Source organism: Eubacterium ruminantium (genome assembly GCF_900167085.1).
Lineage (GTDB): Bacteria > Bacillota > Clostridia > Lachnospirales > Lachnospiraceae > Eubacterium_Q > Eubacterium_Q ruminantium.
In genome coordinates, this window is sequence record NZ_FUXA01000011.1 from 105,411 (window position 1) to 125,770 (window position 20,360).

20 protein-coding genes are annotated in these 20,360 nt (G+C 35.6%); all 20 read left to right on the forward strand.

Annotation, left to right across the window (positions count from 1 at the left end; genetic code table 11):
• Window positions 1–78 precede the first annotated feature (78 nt).
• Window positions 79–1,137 (forward strand): histidinol-phosphate transaminase, encoded by a 1,059-nt coding sequence (gene hisC, locus B5D25_RS09625; protein WP_078787752.1) that lies wholly within the window; start codon window positions 79–81, stop codon window positions 1,135–1,137.
• 156 nt (window positions 1,138–1,293) lie between these two features.
• Complete coding sequence (locus tag B5D25_RS09630; protein WP_078787753.1) at window positions 1,294–2,184, forward strand: DUF5688 family protein; 891 nt, start codon at window positions 1,294–1,296, stop codon at window positions 2,182–2,184.
• Window positions 2,185–2,391: 207 nt separating this feature from the next.
• Window positions 2,392–2,595 carry a cold-shock protein gene (locus B5D25_RS09635; protein WP_078787754.1) on the forward strand — a complete coding sequence of 68 codons (204 nt, stop codon included), beginning with the start codon at window positions 2,392–2,394 and terminating at the stop codon, window positions 2,593–2,595.
• A 199-nt stretch (window positions 2,596–2,794) separates the two neighbouring features.
• Window positions 2,795–3,385, forward strand: coding sequence for a TetR/AcrR family transcriptional regulator (locus tag B5D25_RS09640; protein ID WP_078787755.1), 591 nt, complete (start codon window positions 2,795–2,797; stop codon window positions 3,383–3,385).
• Between the two features lie 14 nt (window positions 3,386–3,399).
• Window positions 3,400–3,792, forward strand: a complete 393-nt coding sequence (locus tag B5D25_RS09645; protein ID WP_078787756.1) for a response regulator — start codon at window positions 3,400–3,402, stop codon at window positions 3,790–3,792.
• Window positions 3,793–3,830: 38 nt separating this feature from the next.
• Window positions 3,831–5,156, forward strand: coding sequence for a replication-associated recombination protein A (locus tag B5D25_RS09650; protein WP_078787757.1), 1,326 nt, complete (start codon window positions 3,831–3,833; stop codon window positions 5,154–5,156).
• 1 nt (window position 5,157) lies between these two features.
• Window positions 5,158–5,376, forward strand: coding sequence for a hypothetical protein (locus B5D25_RS09655; protein ID WP_078787758.1), 219 nt, complete (start codon window positions 5,158–5,160; stop codon window positions 5,374–5,376).
• 32 nt (window positions 5,377–5,408) lie between these two features.
• On the forward strand, window positions 5,409–6,299 hold the full coding sequence (locus B5D25_RS09660) for a metallophosphoesterase (protein WP_078787759.1): 891 nt from the start codon (window positions 5,409–5,411) through the stop codon (window positions 6,297–6,299).
• 18 nt (window positions 6,300–6,317) lie between these two features.
• Window positions 6,318–7,775 (forward strand): L,D-transpeptidase family protein, encoded by a 1,458-nt coding sequence (locus B5D25_RS09665; RefSeq protein WP_159444141.1) that lies wholly within the window; start codon window positions 6,318–6,320, stop codon window positions 7,773–7,775.
• Between the two features lie 132 nt (window positions 7,776–7,907).
• Window positions 7,908–8,738 carry a purine-nucleoside phosphorylase gene (locus B5D25_RS09670; RefSeq protein WP_078787761.1) on the forward strand — a complete coding sequence of 277 codons (831 nt, stop codon included), beginning with the start codon at window positions 7,908–7,910 and terminating at the stop codon, window positions 8,736–8,738.
• Between the two features lie 63 nt (window positions 8,739–8,801).
• A complete protein-coding gene (locus B5D25_RS09675; RefSeq protein WP_078787762.1) occupies window positions 8,802–11,240 on the forward strand; it encodes a homocysteine S-methyltransferase family protein in 2,439 nt (812 codons plus the stop codon).
• An 81-nt stretch (window positions 11,241–11,321) separates the two neighbouring features.
• Window positions 11,322–11,801, forward strand: coding sequence for an acetolactate synthase small subunit (gene ilvN / locus B5D25_RS09680; protein ID WP_078787763.1), 480 nt, complete (start codon window positions 11,322–11,324; stop codon window positions 11,799–11,801).
• A gap of 74 nt (window positions 11,802–11,875) precedes the next feature.
• On the forward strand, window positions 11,876–12,706 hold the full coding sequence (locus tag B5D25_RS09685; RefSeq protein WP_078787764.1) for an AIM24 family protein: 831 nt from the start codon (window positions 11,876–11,878) through the stop codon (window positions 12,704–12,706).
• 15 nt (window positions 12,707–12,721) lie between these two features.
• Window positions 12,722–13,360, forward strand: a complete 639-nt coding sequence (locus B5D25_RS09690) for an anti-sigma factor family protein (RefSeq protein ID WP_078787765.1) — start codon at window positions 12,722–12,724, stop codon at window positions 13,358–13,360.
• Window positions 13,338–15,962, forward strand: a complete 2,625-nt coding sequence (gene polA / locus B5D25_RS09695; RefSeq protein ID WP_078787766.1) for a DNA polymerase I — start codon at window positions 13,338–13,340, stop codon at window positions 15,960–15,962. Before B5D25_RS09690 ends, polA begins: the two co-directional genes overlap by 23 nt.
• Entirely contained in the window at window positions 15,949–16,584 is a 636-nt protein-coding gene (gene coaE, locus B5D25_RS09700; RefSeq protein ID WP_078787767.1) for a dephospho-CoA kinase, read from the forward strand. The genes polA and coaE overlap by 14 nt, the downstream gene beginning before the upstream one ends.
• 82 nt (window positions 16,585–16,666) lie before the next feature.
• Window positions 16,667–18,409 (forward strand): GGDEF domain-containing protein, encoded by a 1,743-nt coding sequence (locus B5D25_RS09705; RefSeq protein WP_159444142.1) that lies wholly within the window; start codon window positions 16,667–16,669, stop codon window positions 18,407–18,409.
• A 73-nt stretch (window positions 18,410–18,482) separates the two neighbouring features.
• Window positions 18,483–19,673, forward strand: coding sequence for an acetate/propionate family kinase (locus B5D25_RS09710; RefSeq protein WP_078787769.1), 1,191 nt, complete (start codon window positions 18,483–18,485; stop codon window positions 19,671–19,673).
• An 88-nt stretch (window positions 19,674–19,761) separates the two neighbouring features.
• The gene (gene rpmF / locus B5D25_RS09715) at window positions 19,762–19,941 is read left to right on the forward strand and encodes a 50S ribosomal protein L32 (protein ID WP_078787770.1); all 180 of its coding nucleotides are present in this window, start codon (window positions 19,762–19,764) and stop codon (window positions 19,939–19,941) included.
• Between the two features lie 194 nt (window positions 19,942–20,135).
• On the forward strand, window positions 20,136–20,360 hold a 225-nt coding region (locus tag B5D25_RS09720), incomplete at its 3' end, for a hypothetical protein (protein ID WP_341465080.1).

The window sequence follows — 20,360 nt, forward strand, 5'->3', positions numbered from 1 at the left end:
TTTAAATATGAATTTATGATATCGGCTTTCGATAAATATATTGAGACGATATTTTGATAAAAAATAAGTGAGGTGCTTATGAATAGCTGGAAAGATAATATCAGAACTGTTGAACCTTATGTTCCGGGGGAACAGCCTAAGGATACAAATGTTATAAAGCTTAATACAAATGAAAATCCTTACGGACCATCTGGTAAGGTTAATGAAGTAAAATTAGATATGAATAATCTTCGTAAATATCCTGATGCAAAAGTTTCTGCATTGGTTAATAAGCTTGCGGAGTATCATAATATAAAACCTGAGCAGGTGTTCGTAGGTGTTGGATCGGATGATGTCATATCAATGTGCTTTATGACATTCTTTAATTCCGATAAACCGATATTCTTCCCTGATGTTACATATTCATTTTATGATGTATGGGCTGATGTATATAGAATTCCTTATGAGCAGAAGAAACTTGATGAGAATTTCAATATTGTTAAAGAAGATTATATGGCGGAGAATGGAGGAATCATTTTCCCTAATCCAAATGCACCTACAGGAATTCTTGTAGATACTGATTTTATAGAAGATATAGTAAAAGCAAATCCTGCATCAGTAGTTATTATTGATGAAGCATATATTGATTTCGGCGGTAAGAGTGTGCTTCCACTTATTGATAAGTATGATAATCTTCTTGTTGTAAGAACATTTTCTAAATCAAGATCCATGGCCGGACTTAGAATCGGTTATGCTATGGGTAATTCTGAACTTATTAAGTATCTCAATGATGTTAAATATTCGGTTAATTCATATACGATGAATACACCTTCTATTATATATGGTTCGGCTATAATAGATGATGAAGAGTATTTCAGATCGACTCTTGATAAAATCATTAGTACAAGAGAGAGATTTGTTGGAGAACTTAAAAGACTTGGATTTAATGTGCTTCCTTCAAAGGCTAATTTCGTATTTGCTTCTCATAAATCGGTTGACGCGAATGTTATCTTTGAAACATTAAAGGAGAAAAAGGTTTATGTAAGACACTGGAATGCACCAAGAATCAGTGATTATCTCAGAATTACAATTGGTACTGATGAAGAGATGGATAAACTCATTTCACTTTTGGAAGACATTTGTTGCGCAACAAAATAACGTTTTTAATTGTTTGACATTAGTGCGCTTACTTAAATATAATTAAATTGTTCGAGACCGGTCATGGGCTAAGGCTCATGACCTTTTTATTTTCCATAATATATTTTCCTTTAAGATATTTGCTTCCCTTAAGATATTGAATAAGGAGAATATTATATGAATGAAGAATTTTTAAACAGACTAAAAGAAGCGCTTTGGGATGAGATATCCAAAGAATATCAGATTGAGGAGATGCGTTATGTAGCAAATAAAAAGAATAATGGGGTTGTTGCTGAGGGTTTAATGCTCAAGGTTTCAGGCTATAAGCTAATGCCGTGTGTCTATCTTGACAGGTATATTCCCTTCCATGAAACGAGTTTTGATAATACGGTTAAAGAAATTGCAAAATGCTATAAGAAGGCTTTAGAGAATACAGAGCAGCTTGGCAACAATTTTGATCTTTCCTATGAGACTGTCAGAGATAAGTTATTCATTTCACTTATCAATTATGAAAGGAACAGTGAAAGACTTGAAAAATGTCCTTATATAATGTTTAACGACCTGGCTATAGCATTTAGGGTATTTCTTCCTGTAAATAATACCGGCGGCAGCGTGCTGGTGGATAATAATCTTGCTATGATGTGGGGAGTTAACTGTGAGGAACTGTGGAATACGGCTATTGAAAATATGGTACGTGAGTATCCGCCTGTGATAAGAAAACTCGAGGATTTTCTTGAGGGGCTCATACCTTTTAATTCAGATGATTATGGAGTTCAGTATACACCGATTTATGTTTTAACCAATGATGATATGTATTATGGGGCTTCGGCGATACTTTACAGCGGGATTACTTCCGAATTATATGATATGGTGGGAGAGGATTATTATCTACTGCCTTCAAGTATCAATGAATTTCTGATTATTCCGGCTAATGAATGCTTCGACAGAGATTATCTAAAGAGTATGGTCACGGATATAAACAGAACTGTAGTGGATGCAACACTGTATCTTTCTGATTCAATATATTATTATGACCACGAAGATGATAAAATAACAAAAGTTTTATAATAAAGGTCATGAAAAAATCATTTTGGTGATATAATGGATTTATTATAAAAATTGCATAATCTTGTACAAAAAATTATAAGGAAATTGCGGTGTTTATAGTGCGAATTTAATAATTGAAGCCTTGCTTTTTCATATTGTTTATGCTAGACTTTTATTTGTGTTCATTTAAAGAAATGAATCAATATATACACATGGAGGAATGCAAAAATGTCTAAAGGTACGGTAAAATGGTTTAATAATCAGAAGGGTTACGGTTTCATCACTGATGAAGAAGGAAAAGATGTATTTGTACACTTTTCAGGACTCAATATGGAAGGATTCAAGACTCTTGAAGAGAATCAGGCTGTAGAGTTTGAAGTATCAGAAGGAGCTAAAGGTCCTCAGGCTACAAATGTATCAGTAATCAAGTAATCTAAGTACCTGATTTACTTATCATAGATAGTATTAAACTGAGTAAGAGAACCGCCAAATCGGCGGTTCTCTTTTTGTATAGATTAAGATTATTTTAATGCTTTTTTATGTCCTCCGAAGGGCTTATTTATTTGACAAATGCGTTTCTTTTGAATAAAATATAATAAGTGATTTATTACACATAATGTGGAGATAAGAAATGGTCGAAGATTATATTTCAAAAAAAGACAGGATAATATCAACAGCGATAGATATTATAAGCGAATCCGGCATTTCTGCTTTGACAACAAGGAATATTGCAATCAAAGAGAATATGTCAGAAGCTTTATTATATAAATATTACGGAAACATTGATGAAGTACTTCAGGATGTTATCGATTATTATTTTAAGTTCGATAAAGGTATCAGAGCTACTATAAACGCAAAGAATGTTTCATATATAGATAAAGTCAAAGCTTATGTGGATTCTTATGCTGTTTATTATGATAATTATTATGCGCTTTCTGTTATCATGCTGCAATATGAGGAACTTCTGCATAATATCAATACAAGAGATAAGATTGCAGATGGTGTTCTTGAAAGAAGCAGATTCCTTGAAGAGCTTTTTGATGGGGCAATAAAAGCTAGAGAGATTAAGGATGTCATGACAAGCCAGGAGTTATCAGTTATGGTTTCAGCTGTGATTGTCAGATTAACACTTAACAGAAGGTTTGTTTATAATAAAGATTCGTTCCAATCGGAGATGAACAGATATATCAGTAAACTTATGGACATACTTAAGTTCGATTAATGGAGGTAGTGAAGATGAAGGTATTAATAGCAGAAGATGATATGGCAAGCGGAAAGTTTCTTATGAAACTGCTTTCAAAATATGGACATGTTGATCTTGCAAGAGACGGAATAGAAGCTGTTGACAATTTTGTTAAAGCAGCATCAAGCGAAGAAAAGTATGATCTTGTATGCCTTGATATCATGATGCCAAAGATCGATGGCTATAAAGCACTTGAATCTATTAGAAATGCAGAGAGAAAGCTCGGGATTCCACGTATCTCCAGATGTAAGATCATTATGATAAGTGCATTGGACGAAGGATTTGATTCATCATATGCAAGCGATGATTATGATGAATATATCTGCAAACCTATTGATATAGTTAAGTTTGATAATATTATCAAAAAGATGGGATTATTTGATTAAGCATTTTTTTATTATGCTTATTAATTAAGTGAAGCAATATGGATATTTTTGATTACATGAGAACTGAGAAAAGCAAAGGCGATTCACCTCTGGCAAGAAGACTTAGGCCGTCAACTCTGGATGACATAGTTGGCCAAGAGCACATTCTTGGTAAAGATAAGCTTCTTTACAGAGTGATCAAGGCTGATAAACTCAGTTCTATTATTTTATATGGGCCACCAGGAACGGGAAAGACAAGTATAGCTATGGTCATTGCCAATACGACCAGTTCTATCTTTAAGGAGATAAATGCTACCACTTCAGGAAAGAAGGATATGGAAGACATTATCAAAGAAGCAAAAGATAATCTTGGTATGTATGGCAGGAAAACAATTCTTTTTATAGACGAGATCCATAGATTCAATAAGGCTCAGCAGGATTTTTTACTTCCTCACGTTGAAGACGGAATGGTAATACTTATAGGCGCAACCACGGAAAATCCTTATTTTGAAGTTAATAATGCTCTTGTTTCAAGATCGAATGTATTTGAATTAAAGCCTTTAGCAAAGGATGATATAAAGAAACTTGTGATCAAAGCTGTTAATTCTGAAAATGGAATGGGCTCCTATGATGCTGAGATTACAGATGAAGCGGCTGAATTTCTTGCTGATATGGCTGAAGGTGATGCAAGACATGCGCTTAATGCTTTGGAGCTTGGCATACTTTCGACTGAGAGAAATGAAAAAACAGGTAAGATTACAATAGATCTTAAAGTTGCAGAAGAGTGCATACAGAGAAGATCCATCAGATATGATAAGAACGGTGATAATCATTATGATATTATTTCAGCATTTATCAAATCCATGAGAGGTTCTGATCCGGATGCGGCTGTATATTATCTTGCAAAAATGATTTATTGCGGTGAAAGCGAAAAGTTCATTGCAAGAAGAATTATGATATGTGCATCTGAGGATGTGGGGATTGCTGATCCAAATGCAATAGTTGTAGCAAATGCCTGTGCACAGGCGGTGGAAAGAGTCGGTTTCCCCGAAGCTCAGATAATACTTGCTGAAGCTGCTATATATGTTGCAACAGCACCTAAGAGTAATGCTGTTGTAAATGCAATATCAGCAGCAAATGAAGCAGTAAAAAAATTCGGATCGGCTCATGTTCCGGATTATCTTAAGGATGCACATTATAAAGGGGCGGCAGCCCTTGGTCATACAGGATATAAATATGCTCATGATTATCCTAATCATTATGTTGATCAGCAATACCTGCCGGACGCTATAAAAGATGAACAGTTCTATATTCCGTCGGATAATGGCCATGAGGCGGAAGTGATTGAATGGTTTAATAAGATAAAGGGTAAAAAGGAAGAATAAAATGGTAAAGAGAATATTAGCCGGTTTAACTATTCTGATCATAGTAGGGTTGATCATTGGTATGATAGTATCGGCAATCACTGGTAATGGCTATTTTCTCGGATTTCTTTTCGCAACAATGGTTTTTCCGGTTATAGTTTATGTTATAGTCTGGATAAGAAAACTGATTGAGAAATACCATGTGGATCCTGATAAGGAACAAAAGAAAGATCAGATATAATGAAACAGAAATTCATATAAAAGGATGATCGGATGAGAATTATTAAATATTTATTTTCGGTAGCCCTTTTAGGAGCCGGATTTGTATTATTAGAATCAAAACGTGAACTTAAAAAGATTAAAAAAAGATATATCAAGATAAATTCGTATGATAATAATGCGGATAATTCTCATGGCAAGCCTGTAAGGCTTGCTTTTCTTGCGGATTATCATGAAGCTGAAAATGGATACTTAAATGAGAAGATCGAAAGTATCATAAAAGAAGCATCACCGGATATGATCATGATAGCCGGGGATCTTATAAATGGTCATGATGATGAAAGTATAGAACCTGTCAGAGATTTACTTTACAGAATCAATAATATTGCTACAACATATATTTCGCCCGGAAATCACGAGAAAAAGGCGAAGGTGCATTATTATAAAAATGAAAAGATCTTTGAGGATCTGATGTATATAATAAATGACTGTGACAATATTACTTATCTTGAAAATGATGTTGTGACAGTTGAACATGATGGTAAACCTATAAATATTTATGGCCTGGATATTGATCTTAGATTTTACAGGCGTAGCATAGGAGATAAACTTAAGACTAAAGATGTATTTACGGAACTTGGCAAACCTAAGGAAGGATATAATATTCTTCTGGCTCATAATCCGGAATATTTTGAAGAATACGCTGAGTGGGGAGCGGATCTTGCCCTTTCGGGGCATTTTCATGGGGGAATCGTGAATATTCCATTTGTTGGAGGCGCTATAACACCGCGACTTAAACTGTTTCCCAAATATACTAAAGGAATATATGAAAGTGAATATTTTCCAAAAAGAAAAATGTATCTTACCAGCGGTTTGGGTCAGCATTCTTTGAAGATCAAGATCAATAATATTCCTGAAATAGTTATAATCGACATAAATATTTAACACATAATGGAGCATAAAATGAAAGAAAATGATATTAGTGAAGAAGTATTTGTAGATAATAATGCATTTATTCAGCATAAAAATAAGAAAAAGACAATTAGAAATATAGTAATCATACTTGCTGCTCTTTTTGTAACAGCATATGGTGTTATGGTTTTTCTGTCTTATAAATATTTTGCTCCGGGTACAAGGATAAATGGGGTGGATTGTGCATTTAAAGACAAGAATGAAGTTGTTGAAAAGTTAGATGAGAAATATAAAGATTATAAACTGACTTTAAAGTTTAAGAATGGTGAGTCTGTAATATATCCGGTGAATATTGACTATAAGGCTTCATTTGGTGAGGCAGTTGACAGTATTAAGAAGAAGCAGAATCCATTTCTTTGGTTTATTTATATCTTCAGCGATGATAATGAAGCTGAGGTACATGTTGAATTTGACAGAGACAAGCTGAAGAAAACTTTGGATGATATTCCTTATCTTAAAGAGAAAAATATGATACAGCCGGAAGAGCCTAAAATTATATTTAACAGTGGTACTCAGAAGGCTGAGATACAAGACGGAGATAAAGGCACACTTATAGATAAGGACAGAGCATATAAGCTTTGTGAAGAAAGACTGAATGCTCTTGATAAGACACTGGATATTTATAGTACTTCTTGTTATATAGAGCCTAAGTTCGACGAGAATGCGGATCAGATAAAAGAAGCGGTTGAAAAGGTTAATTCATATATTTCAACTAAGATCAAATATGATTATGGAAATACTGTAGTTGAAGTTCCTGCAGAGGAAATATTTGCAATGCTTACAATCGATGATATTTATGATGTTCAGGTCTCAAGAGAAAAAGTTTATGAATATATAAATGCTCTTTCAAGAATGTATGATACATATGGAACAGACAGGGTTTTCAGAACTCATGACGGAAGAAGGTTTATTACTAACAGTGAAACATACGGATTCCTTCTTGATAAAGATGCTGAGGCGGACGCTCTTTATACTGATATAGTTAACCGAGAGGATGTTGAAAGAGAACCTGAACTGGACAACTGGGCATACAGTTTAGATAATCAGGGGGATGATATCGGTAACAGTTATGTTGAGGTTAATCTTTCACAGCAGAAGGTATATTTATATAAAGAAGGACAACTGATATTTGAGTGTGATTGTGTTTCCGGTTGTGTTGCGGAAGGGCATACAACTCCGGGAGGATTATTTGATATAGATGCTGTTATCTATGATACAGTTCTTGAGGGGGAAGATTATTCTTCTCCTGTTAAATTCTGGATGCCTTTTAACGGAGGTATCGGATTCCATGATGCTACATGGAGAAGTGAATTCGGTGGAAATATATATGTAAATAACGGATCACACGGATGTGTAAACCTTCCGTATGATTATGCTCAGATTTTATATGAAAATGTTGAATGGGGATTTCCGGTTATCTGTTATTGGGAATCGGAACTTAGTTATTAGAAAGTAGACAATCGGTAAGTGGAAAGTAAGTAGATGGAAAGTTAGTAAGTGGAAAGTTAGTAAGTGGAAAATTAGAAAGTAGAAAGTTATAAAGTAGAAAATTAGCAAGTGGAAAGTTAGAAAGGGGTTATTATGGGAGATACAGAGAAGGGGCTTAATGATATATGCAATATTTTAAATGAAAAGCTTTCCGGGAGAAAACCTGAAATAGGTATTGTTCTCGGATCCGGTCTTGGAAGTTTTGCTGAAAAACTTGAAAACAGTATTTATATAAATTATCAGGATATTCCCGGTTTTCCGGTTTCTACCGTGTCGGGACATAATGGCAGATTTGTTGTGGGAAAACTTTTCGGTCATGAAGTTATAGTCATGCAGGGAAGAGTTCATTATTATGAGGGTTATTCTATGAAGAAAGTTGTTCTTCCTGTAAGACTTATGTGTATGATAGGTATAAAACAACTTATCCTTACAAATGCAGCCGGAGGAATTAATCTTAACTTTAAGCCGGGTACACTTATGGCTATAACAGACCAGATAACAACATTTGTTCCTTCTCCTTTGATTGGACCGAATATAAAAGATCTTGGAGTGAGATTTCCTGATATGTCTGAAGTATATGACAGCGCATTTGTCGGAATTATTGAAAAGGCGGCAGAAGAACTCGGAATAGATCTGAAGAAGGGTATTTATCTTCAGACAACGGGACCTCAGTATGAAACTCCTGCTGAGATCAGGATGTTCAGAAATCTTGGTGCGGATGCTGTAGGAATGAGTACAACTGTTGAAGCTGTTGCTGCAAGGCATGCAGGCGTCAAGGTGGCAGGTATATCCTGCATTACAAATATGGCTGCCGGAATTTCGGGAGAGCCTTTATCCCATGAGGAAGTAAAAGAAACTGCTGATAGAGTTAAGGATGAATTTGAGAAACTTCTTCTTTTGTCCGTGAAAAAATACTTTGAGTAAGAAAAGCAGTTTTTATAAAAAAAATTTGTAGTTATATAGGGTTTATATGAAAGGTATGAATTTATGAATAGAAAGCAATTCAGAGAACTTGTTGATAAGCAGATACTTGTCCTTGACGGAGCTACGGGAACAAATCTTATGGATGTCGGAATGCCTCTTGGGGTATGCCCTGAAAAATGGATACTTGAACATCCTGAGAAGCTTATTAATCTTCAGAGCAAGTTTATCGAAGCAGGTTCGAATATAGTATATGCTCCTACATTTACATGTAACAGAATAAAGCTTGAAGAGTATCATCTTGAAGATAATACAGTTCAGATGAATAAGGATCTTGTCGCATTATCAAAGGAAGCAATAGCAAGAAATAATTACAGAGGCTATGTTGCCGGTGATATGACAATGACCGGTAAGCAGCTTTATCCTATAGGTGATCTTAAATTTGAGACACTTGTGGATGTATATAAAGAACAGGCGGCTGCTCTTATTGAGGCTGAAGTTGATCTTATTGTGGTTGAGACTATGATGAGCCTTCAGGAAACAAGAGCTGCGGTTATCGCAATCAGAGAGATAAATGAAGAAATTCCTGTAATAGTCAGTCTTACTTATAATGAAGACGGTAGAACTCTTTTCGGAACTCCACCTGAAGTTGCGGTAGTAACTCTTCAGGGACTCGGCGTTGATGCGGTAGGAATTAACTGTTCGACAGGGCCTGAAGAAATGACAGAACTTGTTGAGAAAATGAAAGAATATGCTTCGGTTCCTGTATTTGCTAAACCAAATGCAGGTATGCCTGAACTTGTGGACGGTAAGTCTGTTTATCTGATGAAACCGGAATATTTTGCTGATTGTGCCAAGAAGCTTGTATATGCAGGTGCGTCTATAGTGGGTGGATGCTGCGGTTCTAACTGCAAGCATATAGAAAAACTCAAGATAGCCGTTAGAGGAATGGAAAGACCGGTTATAAATGAGACTCATAAACGTACTCTCAGTTCTGAAAGAAAACTTCTTGACATTCCGCTTGATGGACCATTCCTTGTGGTAGGTGAAAGAATTAATCCGACAGGAAAGAAGAAACTTCAGGAAGAACTTAGAGCCGGAAATCTTGATATTGTATCGGAAATGGCTGTGGCTCAGGATAAGAATGGCGCAGCAGTCCTTGATATCAATATGGGTATAAATGGTATCGATGAAGAAGAGATGATGCTTAAAGCAATCTATGAGGTTATTTCTCTTACAGATCTTCCTTTATGTATAGATTCAAGTTATGTTAATGTTGTAGAAAGTGCTCTTAGAATCTATCCGGGTAGAGCGCTTATAAATTCTGTTTCTCTTGAAGAGAAGAAGTGCAGACCATTATTTAAAATAGCCAAGAAATACGGAGCTATGTGCATACTTCTTCCTTTGTCTGATGCAGGACTTCCGGAAACTCTTGAAGAGAAGAAGGAAAATGTCAGAGAACTTGTGAGAATTGCTCTTGAAGAAGGTCTTACCATGAATGATCTTGTGGTCGATGGCCTTGTTTCAACTGTCGGAGCTCTTAAGGATGCAGGTCTTATGACTCTTGAAACCATCAGATTCTGTCATGATGAACTTGGGCTTCCGACAATATGCGGACTTTCAAATATTTCATTTGGACTTCCTGAAAGAATCAATATTAACTCTGCATTCCTTACAATGGCTATTGCAAACGGTCTTACAATGGCAATTGCGAATCCGGATCAGGATCAGCTAGTAAATGCAGCTCTTTCAGCTGACCTTCTTCTTAATAAGACTGATGCTGACAACAGATATGTTATGAACGTAAGACATATTGAAACAGGAGATGCAGCTAAATCTTCAAAAGGTCCTTCAGGATCCAAATCAGAGAGTCTTGTCGGTGAAGGAAAGACTCCGGTTTATGAGGCTATAATAAACGGAAATAAAAGACAGGCTGTTGATGAAGTTAAAAAGGCTATAGAAAAGGGTGCTGAGCCGAAGTCTATAATAGACAATGATCTCATTCCTGCGATCAACAGAGTCGGAGAACTTTTTGAAGAGAAGAAGTTTTTCCTTCCGCAGCTTATTTCCGGTGCAAATGCGATGGATGCAGCTATTGAATATATTACTCCTCATCTTAAAAAGGATGAAACGGGAGAGAGTAAAGGAACAGTAGTATTTGCCTCTGTTGAAGGTGATATTCATGAGATTGGAAAGAGTCTTTGCGTTCTTATGCTCAGAAATTACGGATTTAATGTAATTGATCTCGGTAAGGATGTTCCGAAGGAAACGATAGTTGAAGCAGCTATCGAACATGATGCGGATATAATCGCTTTATCGGCTCTTATGACCACAACAATGATGAATATGAAAGATGTTATCATATATTCTCATGAAAAGGGCTGTAGAGCTAAAATCATAATCGGTGGAGCTGTTATAAATCAGAATTTTGCCGACGAGATAAAGGCTGATGGATATTCAAAAGATGCAAATGAATGTGTCAGGTTGGTACAGAGCCTTATTTAAGTTATTTGTTGACATTATTAAGTGATATTGCTAGAATTGTTTTTAAGTTTTTATTACTTGTTCGAAAGGTGGAAATTGCAAATGAAGACGAAGGTTTTATCTCTACTTGTTGATAATACTTCAGGTGTACTGAGTAGAGTCTCAGGAATGTTCAGTCGCCGCGGATATAATATCGATAGTCTTTCGGTAGGCGTTACTGAAAATCCTAAATATTCGAGAATGACAGTTGCTGTCAGTGGTGATGACAGAACACTTAATCAGATAAAAAAACAGCTCAACAAACTTGAGGATGTTGTAGACATTATAGAACTTGAAGATGGTACATCTGTATGTCGTGAACTTGTTCTTGTAAAGGTTAAAGCAGATATAGCTGAGAGACAGCAGATTATATCTGTTGCCAATGTATTCAGAGCAAGTATCGTAGATGTTTCTCCTGATTCTCTTATGATAGAGCTTACAGGTAATTCAAGTAAGATTGAGGCATTTATCAATCTTCTTAACGGATTTACAATACAGGAATTCGTAAGAACAGGTCTTACAGGTCTTGTTCGTGGCAATTAATATTTTAAAAAATCAGGCAGCATTTTTTTTGCTGCCTTTAGTTATATTATTATAATTTTAGTGGAGGGTGAAAAATGATAAGGTATACCAATGTATTCGATAACAAGAATATGAAGATCGTTGAGCAGGGAGGATGCTTTTATGTTTATGAGCATCAGATGGACAGATCGAACTCAGCATATTCTGCATCAAGTGCTTATTTCATGAGAGAAATGAACGTTAAGAAGAGACAGGTTTTAGCACAGTTGAATGGAACTTCAATAAGAATTCAGGCAGGTGCTATGCAGTGGACTTCGGGAAATGTAAACATGAGTTCCGGTGTTAACCTCGGAAACTTCCTTGGAAAAGCAATTAAGGCAAAGGTAACAGGTGAATCACTTGCTAAACCTATTTATGAAGGAGCAGGATGCATCATGCTTGAGCCTACATATAATCATATTCTTATTGAGGATATCGGTGCATGGGGACCGGGTGGAGTTGTTCTTGATGACGGACTCTTCCTTGCATGTGAATCTACTGTAGAAGAGAAAGTGGTCGGAAGAAACAATGTTTCATCTGCTGTATTCGGTGGAGAAGGATTCTTCAACTTAAGTCTTAGAGGATCGGGACATGCAGTTCTTGAATCACCGGTTCCAAGAGAAGAATTATTTGTTTTTGATCTTGAAAATGATGTCCTTAAGATTGACGGAAATATGGCCGTAGCATGGTCAGCATCGCTTGAGTTTACTGTGGAGAAATCATCAAAGTCTCTTATTGGTTCTGCAATCAGTAAGGAAGGACTTGTAAATGTATATAGAGGTACGGGAAGAGTGCTTATGGCACCTACACTTCCCGGAACAATGAATAGTTTAGAATCTAACGGTCCGGAGCAGACATCAGCAAATGCTCATCTATTTTCTAATTAATTAGGAGTTTTAATTGTGAATCATTTAGAAGCACAATCTTATATAATGCCATTTATTGAAGGAACTCTTCCGGAAAGTAAGCATGAAGATTTCTGCCTTCATATGAACAGTTGCGCAAAATGCCATGAAGAACTTGAGATTTATTATACTCTTATTGTTGGTATGAAGCAGCTGGACAGTAAGCAGGAACTTGCTACTGACTTTAGTAAGGATCTTGAGAATAAGCTTAAGAAGCTGGAGAACAGTTACAGAGGAAGAAGACGTATAAGATTTTCGACATTCACATTTTTGATGATACTTATCATTGCGGGTATTTTTGTATTCTACGGACGTGCCCTTGCAAAGGTTTATAATTTCGAAGAGAGGAAGAAGCTTGAGTCTCAGGGAGATTATTATTTCGGTAAAGAGCTTAGTCCTATACTTCTGAGGCATGATAAGGATATTGTTGAAGAGAGTAAGAAGCTGACGCAGAAGCCGAAGTTTACTTTGGTTGAAAAACTCGATAATTATTCAAGTATAAAAGAAAGTATTGTCTATAATATAAATTGTGGCAGACAGGTACTGGAAGAAATTTTACAAAAGAGACAGGAAGAAGAGTTGGAAAAGGATTCTCTTTTAGGTGAGGATGAATATGAAGAAAATTTTACTTATTGATGGAAACAGCATAATGAACAGGGGTTATTACGGACTTCCGGAAATGACCAATTCCAAAGGACTTCATACAAATGGAATTCTTGGATTTCTGAATATCGTATTTAAGATAATAGATGAAGAAAAACCTGACAATATGGCTGTTGCATTTGATCTTCATGCGCCGACATTCAGACATTTAAAGTTTGAAGCATATAAAGGTACAAGAAAATCAATGGACCCTGAACTTAGAGAGCAGTTTCCTGTTATAAAGGATCTTCTGAGAACCATGGGTATTACCATCATTGAGAAGGAAGGGATAGAAGCTGATGATATTATTGGAACCCTTTCTGTTAATTCGGAAAAAGAGGGCTTCAAAGTTACTGTTCTTTCCGGAGACAGAGATCTTCTTCAGCTTGCGACAGACAAGGTTCTCATAAGAATCCCTAAGACTAAGGGTGGTAAGACCACGATTGAAGATTATTATGAAAAAGATGTTATCGAAACATATAAGGTTACTCCTAAAGAATTCATTGATTTAAAGGGGCTTATGGGAGATAGTTCCGATAATATTCCCGGTGTTCCGAAGATTGGACCTAAATCAGCTGAAGGTCTTATTACCGAATACCATTCTATAGATAATATTTATAAAAATATCGATTGCTTAAAAGAAGGAGCTATGAAGAAAAATCTTATCGAGTATAAAGATCAGGCTTATCTTTCTAAATGGCTTGCAACTATTAAACTTGATTGTGATCTTGGAATAGATACTAATGAAACTATTATTGATAAAGATAAAATGTTCGGCCAGGAAGCTTATGACAAGTTGAATGAACTTGAATTAAAGAGTTTCCTTGGCAGATTTGACTGGAAGAAGGAAACCAAAAAGACTTCATTTGTGATGCATTTATCTGAAAGTGATATTTCTTCACTTGAAGAAAAGGCAAAATCAAGTAGGAGAGCAGGTTTCTTCCCAATCATTTCAGATGAAGATAATGAACTGATCGGAGCTGCAGTATCGGTTGATAATGATATTTATATCATTAAAAATATCGGATCTGTAAATGTAAAAGATTTATATAAAGATTTTACTGCATCAGGCGTTCTTGTCAGCTTTATAGATATCAAGAAAAATATAGGTTATCTTGATATACTTGAAGAGGAAAATGTATTTGATCTCAGTGTTGCGGCATATATTCTGAATCCTCTTAGAAATGGATATGAATACAGTGATCTCGGAAGGGATTTCCTTGATGAGATGATGCCTGACAAAAAGGAACTTCTTGATAAGACTGAGATTAATCTATTTACTCTTGAGACAGATAATGTTATCAAATATCTTTCGTATGCAGCCTATGTATCTTATAAGGCTTACGACAGGATATTTGATGAATTAAATAAAGACGGAATGATAAATCTGTATAAAGATATAGAATATCCGTTGATATTTGTTCTTTATGATATGGAGCAGTATGGTATCGGTGTAAATTCTGTAGAGCTTAAAGAATATGGCAAGAATCTTGAGGATAGGATTGAAGCCTTAAAGAAGAATATATATGAATATGCCGATGAGGAATTTAATGTAAATTCAACTAAGAAGCTTGGAGAAATTCTATTTGAAAAACTCGGGCTTCAGAGTGGGAAGAAGACCAAAACGGGTTATTCCACAAATGTTGATGTGCTGAACAAATTAAAGAATGAACATCCGATCATTCCGGCAATCCTTGAGTACAGACAGCTCAGTAAGCTTCTGTCTACTTATGTTGAAGGACTTCTTTCATATGTTGCAGAAGACGGAAGGATACATAGTCATTTTAATCAGACTGTTACAGCTACAGGACGTTTAAGCAGTACTGAACCTAATCTGCAGAATATTCCTATGCGTAGCGGTATAGGACGAGAACTTAGAAGATCCTTTGTTCCAAAAGAAGGATATATATTCGTGGATGCGGATTATTCGCAGATTGAACTTAAATGTATGGCTCATCTTTCAAAGGATGAGAAGTTAATAGATGCCTTTGTTAAGGGAAATGATATTCATACCATGACAGCTTCGGAAGTATTCGGAATTCCTGCAGAAATGATCGATTCCGATATGAGAAGAAAAGCGAAGGCTGTTAATTTCGGTATCATTTACGGTATCAGTTCATTTGGACTTGGACAGGATCTTGATATTTCCAGAAAGGAAGCTCAGGAATATATAGATAAATATTTTCAGTCATATCCAAAGGTTAAGGAATATCTTGATCAGGAAGTCAGCAGTGCAAAGGAAAATGGCTTTGTCAAAACTATGTTTGGAAGAAAAAGACCGATTCCGGAACTTAAATCATCGAATTTCATGCAGAGAAGTTTCGGCGAAAGAGTTGCGATGAATTCACCTATCCAGGGAACTGCGGCTGATATCATAAAACTTGCGATGATAGGCGTAAGTAAGGAATTAAAGCAGAGAAATCTTAAATCAAGACTCATTCTTCAGATTCATGATGAACTTCTTATAGAAACTCATCCTGATGAAATCGAAGCAGTTAAAGAGATACTTAGAGATAAGATGGAAAATGCAACCAAAATGAGTGTTGTTCTTTCTGCTGATGTTCATGAAGGGAATAGTCTTTATGATGCAAAATAATATAAAAGTGCTTGGAATTACCGGAGGTATAGGCTCCGGTAAAAGTGCTGTTTTAAGATATATTTCAACAAAAAAAGGAACATATATTGTCGAGGCGGATGCCCTTGCCAAAAGTCTGATGTCATGCGGTACTGAACTTTATAAAGATATCGTTGATGCATTCGGAAATGATATTTTATGTGAAGATGGTTCTTTTGACAGAGAAAAGTTTGGAAAGATTGTATTTGCTGATTCTGAAAAACTAAAAAAACTGAATTCACTTGTCCATCCTTCGGTGAAAAATCATATTAAGGGACTTATCAAAGAAGCGAAAGAAGGTACACTTCTTAATTCACGTGATGAAAAAATAAGTCTTTTTGTCATAGAAGCAGCGCTTCTGATTGAAGATGGGTATAAAAAAATATGTGATAAGATTTGTTATATCTATGCTGATAGAGATATAAGGATTGAAAGACTTAGAGATGGAAGAGGATATAGTAAGGAAAAGAGTATCTCCGTTATGAATAGTCAAAAGAGTGATGATTTCTATAAAGATAATACGGAGTATCTGGTCGATAATTCCGGTGATCTAGAAAGAACCAAGGCTTATGTTGATGATATGATTATGGAACTTTTCGGGTAATGAAAACTAAGAAATTATTGCTATTTTACGTGTTTTTTTATATAATTAGGTAATCGGTTTGATTTATATGGGGGGTGTTTTTGTGTCTAAGGAATTGAACGATTCGTTCAGTGGACGATTAATTATATATCATTTGGCAATTTATCTTTTGTTTGGTTTATTTGCCTTATTTGTTTATTTATCGCATTTAACAAATGATGATGTTTTTGCGATTTATTTTGTTGCATTTTCGGTTATCAGTTTGATAATTGACCTTATATATATAAATAAATATTTAATCTTTAAAGATGTTATGATCAATATAAAATCCGTAATTCAGCTGATTGCATTGACAGTTGGATGTTTTGTATGTGATGTTAACCATTTGGAATTTTTCGGAATAATCATAATGTATATATTTATCTATTCCGAAATGCTTTCATTGGATAATACTTATGATAATACTATCCTTAATTTCAAAAGGTTTTTGGGTGGTATCATCATATTTGTAGGTGTTACATATACAGTTGACCATAATGTTGATCCGGAGAGGTTTCTTATCGGATTAGCTATCTCTGTAGCTGTAGTCGTTATATCGATCCATACATCGGATTTATTGCATACAACGATATATATGATGAACAAAAAGTATTTAGAGCTTGAGTCATATAATGAAAATATTAGGGAGGAGAATGACAGGCTTAAGGTTTATCAGGATAGGGTTAATCATGTAAATAATGAGATAAATCTTCAGAAGATTAATCTCGGTAAAGTTAATAATGAGCTTAAAGCACTTAATTCAGACATCAGAGCACTTGTAAATATCATGAAAGAAGTTTCTTCTACAAGAGATGTGGAAGAGTGTGTTGATATTCTGCTTAAGAATATAATGAATGACAGAAAGCCGGATATTTGCGGTTTCTATATAAAGCCGGGTGTATTCCTTGGAAATGAGGAAATTCAGAAGATACTTGTTGCTAGAGAAGGAAATAATCTTGCTCCTGCATCGAATATCGCATCTGAAAAGATATTTACAATCATGATTAAAGACATGTTCTATATGGTTGAAAAAAATGACTATAAGAGTGTTGTTCCTATATCTATAGATGGAGAAAAGGCTAAGCTTATACCGGATCTTGATATAGATTTCGAGAATCTGATAGTTGTTCCGGCATTTATGGATAATAAATTATATGGTATTCTTCTTGTTGGAGACAGAACGGCAGAATTCTTTGAAGGAGGATTTTCTTTCTATGAATCTGCGGTAGTTAACCTTTCGAGTTCATTTGAGAATATTGAATTATATCTCAAGATGCAGGATATGGCCAGAAAAGACGGTCTTTCAGGTATCTACAACAGAGCTTATTTTAATGAGATTTTCTATGATATATCAAAAGATGCCATGGAGAACAATAAAAATCTCTCCGTTGCAATGCTTGATATAGATAAATTTAAATCAGTCAATGATACATACGGACATCTTGCCGGTGATGCTGTCATCAAGAATGTGGCTGGAATTATGCATAAATATGCCAAGGAATATCATGGTATCGCATGCAGATACGGTGGTGAGGAATTTGTTATTATTCTTCCTGAGAAGAGTTTGGAAGAAGCATATGAGATTGTTTTAACTATGCATGAGGAAATCTTTAATTCAAAGGTTGAATTTGAAGAACATATCATAAAAGTTAATTCCAGTGTCGGTATCTCGTCATATCCGGAGACGACCTCACTTGTTCATGAACTTCTTTCAAGGTCGGATGAGGCTATGTACTATGGTAAAGAACACGGTAGAGGTGTTGTTATAATTGATGGTAAGGAAGAGGAAACTCTTCAGAAAAGATAATAATGATCAAATTCCGGGTTTACCCGGATTCATAATATGATTGGAAATGAAATTAAAGGAGATATAAGAGACAATGAAAATTTTAGTTATTAATGCGGGCTCTACTACACTTAAGTATCAGCTTATTGATTCGGAAAATGAATCTGTTATCGCAAAGGGACTTTGTGAGAGAATCGGTGGGACAGGGCAGATCAGCTACAATAAGAGGGATAATACTAAGGGTAGCGAGACTGTGGAACTTCCTGATCACGGAGTGGCATTAAAACTTGTTATAGAGAGAATGACTGATCCAAACTTCGGTGTTATCAGTGATCTTAAAGAGATAGATGCAGTTGGACACAGAGTTGTTCACGGTGGAGAAAGATTTTCATCATCAGTAGTAGTTAATGATGAGGTCCTTGCGGATATTGAAAAGTGCAGTGACCTTGCTCCGCTTCATAATCCTGCGAATATTCTTGGTATTAAGGCTTGTATGTCACTTATGCCGGGTGTTCCTAATGTGGCTGTATTTGATACAGCATTCCATCAGACAATGCCTGAGAAAGCATATATGTACGGTCTTCCATATGAATATTATGAGAAATATAAAGTAAGAAGATACGGTTTCCACGGAACAAGCCACAGCTTTGTAAGTAAGAGAGTTATTGAACTTCTTGGTAAACCTGCTGAGGACACAAAGGTTATCGTTTGTCACCTCGGTGGTGGTGCGAGTATATCAGCTGTATGCGGCGGAAAGTCTGTAGATACTTCTATGGGTATGACTCCACTTGAAGGTATTCTTATGGGAACACGTTCAGGAAGCATCGATCCTGCAATCATTGAATATATTGCCAACAAAGAAGGAAAGAATATAAATGAGATTATGACTATACTTAATAAGAAGTCAGGTCTTCTTGGTATTTCAGGCACATCAAGTGACTTTAGAGATATTGATGATGGATATCTTAAGGGTGATCCAAGAGCAACAATAGCATTTAAGGCTTTCTGCTATCAGGCAGCAAAGATTGTTGGTGGATACATTGCTGCAATGAATGGTGTGGATGCAATCGCATTTACAGCAGGTATAGGTGAGCATGATGCTCTTGCTAGAGAAGAAGTACTCAGCTATTTCGGTTATCTTGGAATCAAGGTTAATAAAGAAGTAAATGATAAATGCCATGATGAGGCTCTTATCAGTACAGAAGACTCAAAAGTTAAAGTATATGCTGTTCCTACAAATGAAGAACTTGCTATAGCTAGAGAAACAGTGATGCTTTGCAAATAAAATACATTTTTTAAAATAGTTATTGACAACTGTTTATATGATTTGTATAATGTAACAAGTGTGATTTCGTAAGGGAGGTGTTTCCGCAATGTCAATTTGTCCAAAGAACAAGACTTCAAAGGCTAGAAGAGATAAAAGAAGAGCAAACTGGAAGATGACTGCTCCAAATCTTGTTAAGTGCAGCAAGTGTGGCGCTCTTATGGTTCCTCATAGAGTATGTCAGAGCTGTGGATCATACAACAAGAAGGAAATCGTTTCAGTTGATTAATTGAAGTTATATGATATATAAAAAAGATCGGGTTATCCCGGTCTTTTTTATTTTTTTCGGAACTCTGTAAGCATCCCTTCATATAATAGAGTAAAGTTTTTGTCAGTTTAATAAAAAAATAAAGAGAGAGTATCAAGCCTCTTTGATATAATGATTTTGACCAAAAAACCCAAAACAAGGAGGAAGATACTCTCATGAACATTGTAGCACTATTGGAAGGATTAGTTAATAGTTTAGTTGAGGCTGAAGAAAGATTTTTGAAAGACCCTATGGATTTCAGATCCCTGGAAGTATCAGCTAAGGCATCTACTGAGGCATTTGCTGCCGGATTTCTTGGTGAAGTGCTTTCAAGTGTTAATAAACATATATCAGAAAGCGATTGGCGAAAAGGCAGATACACCATTGCCAGAAATGATAAG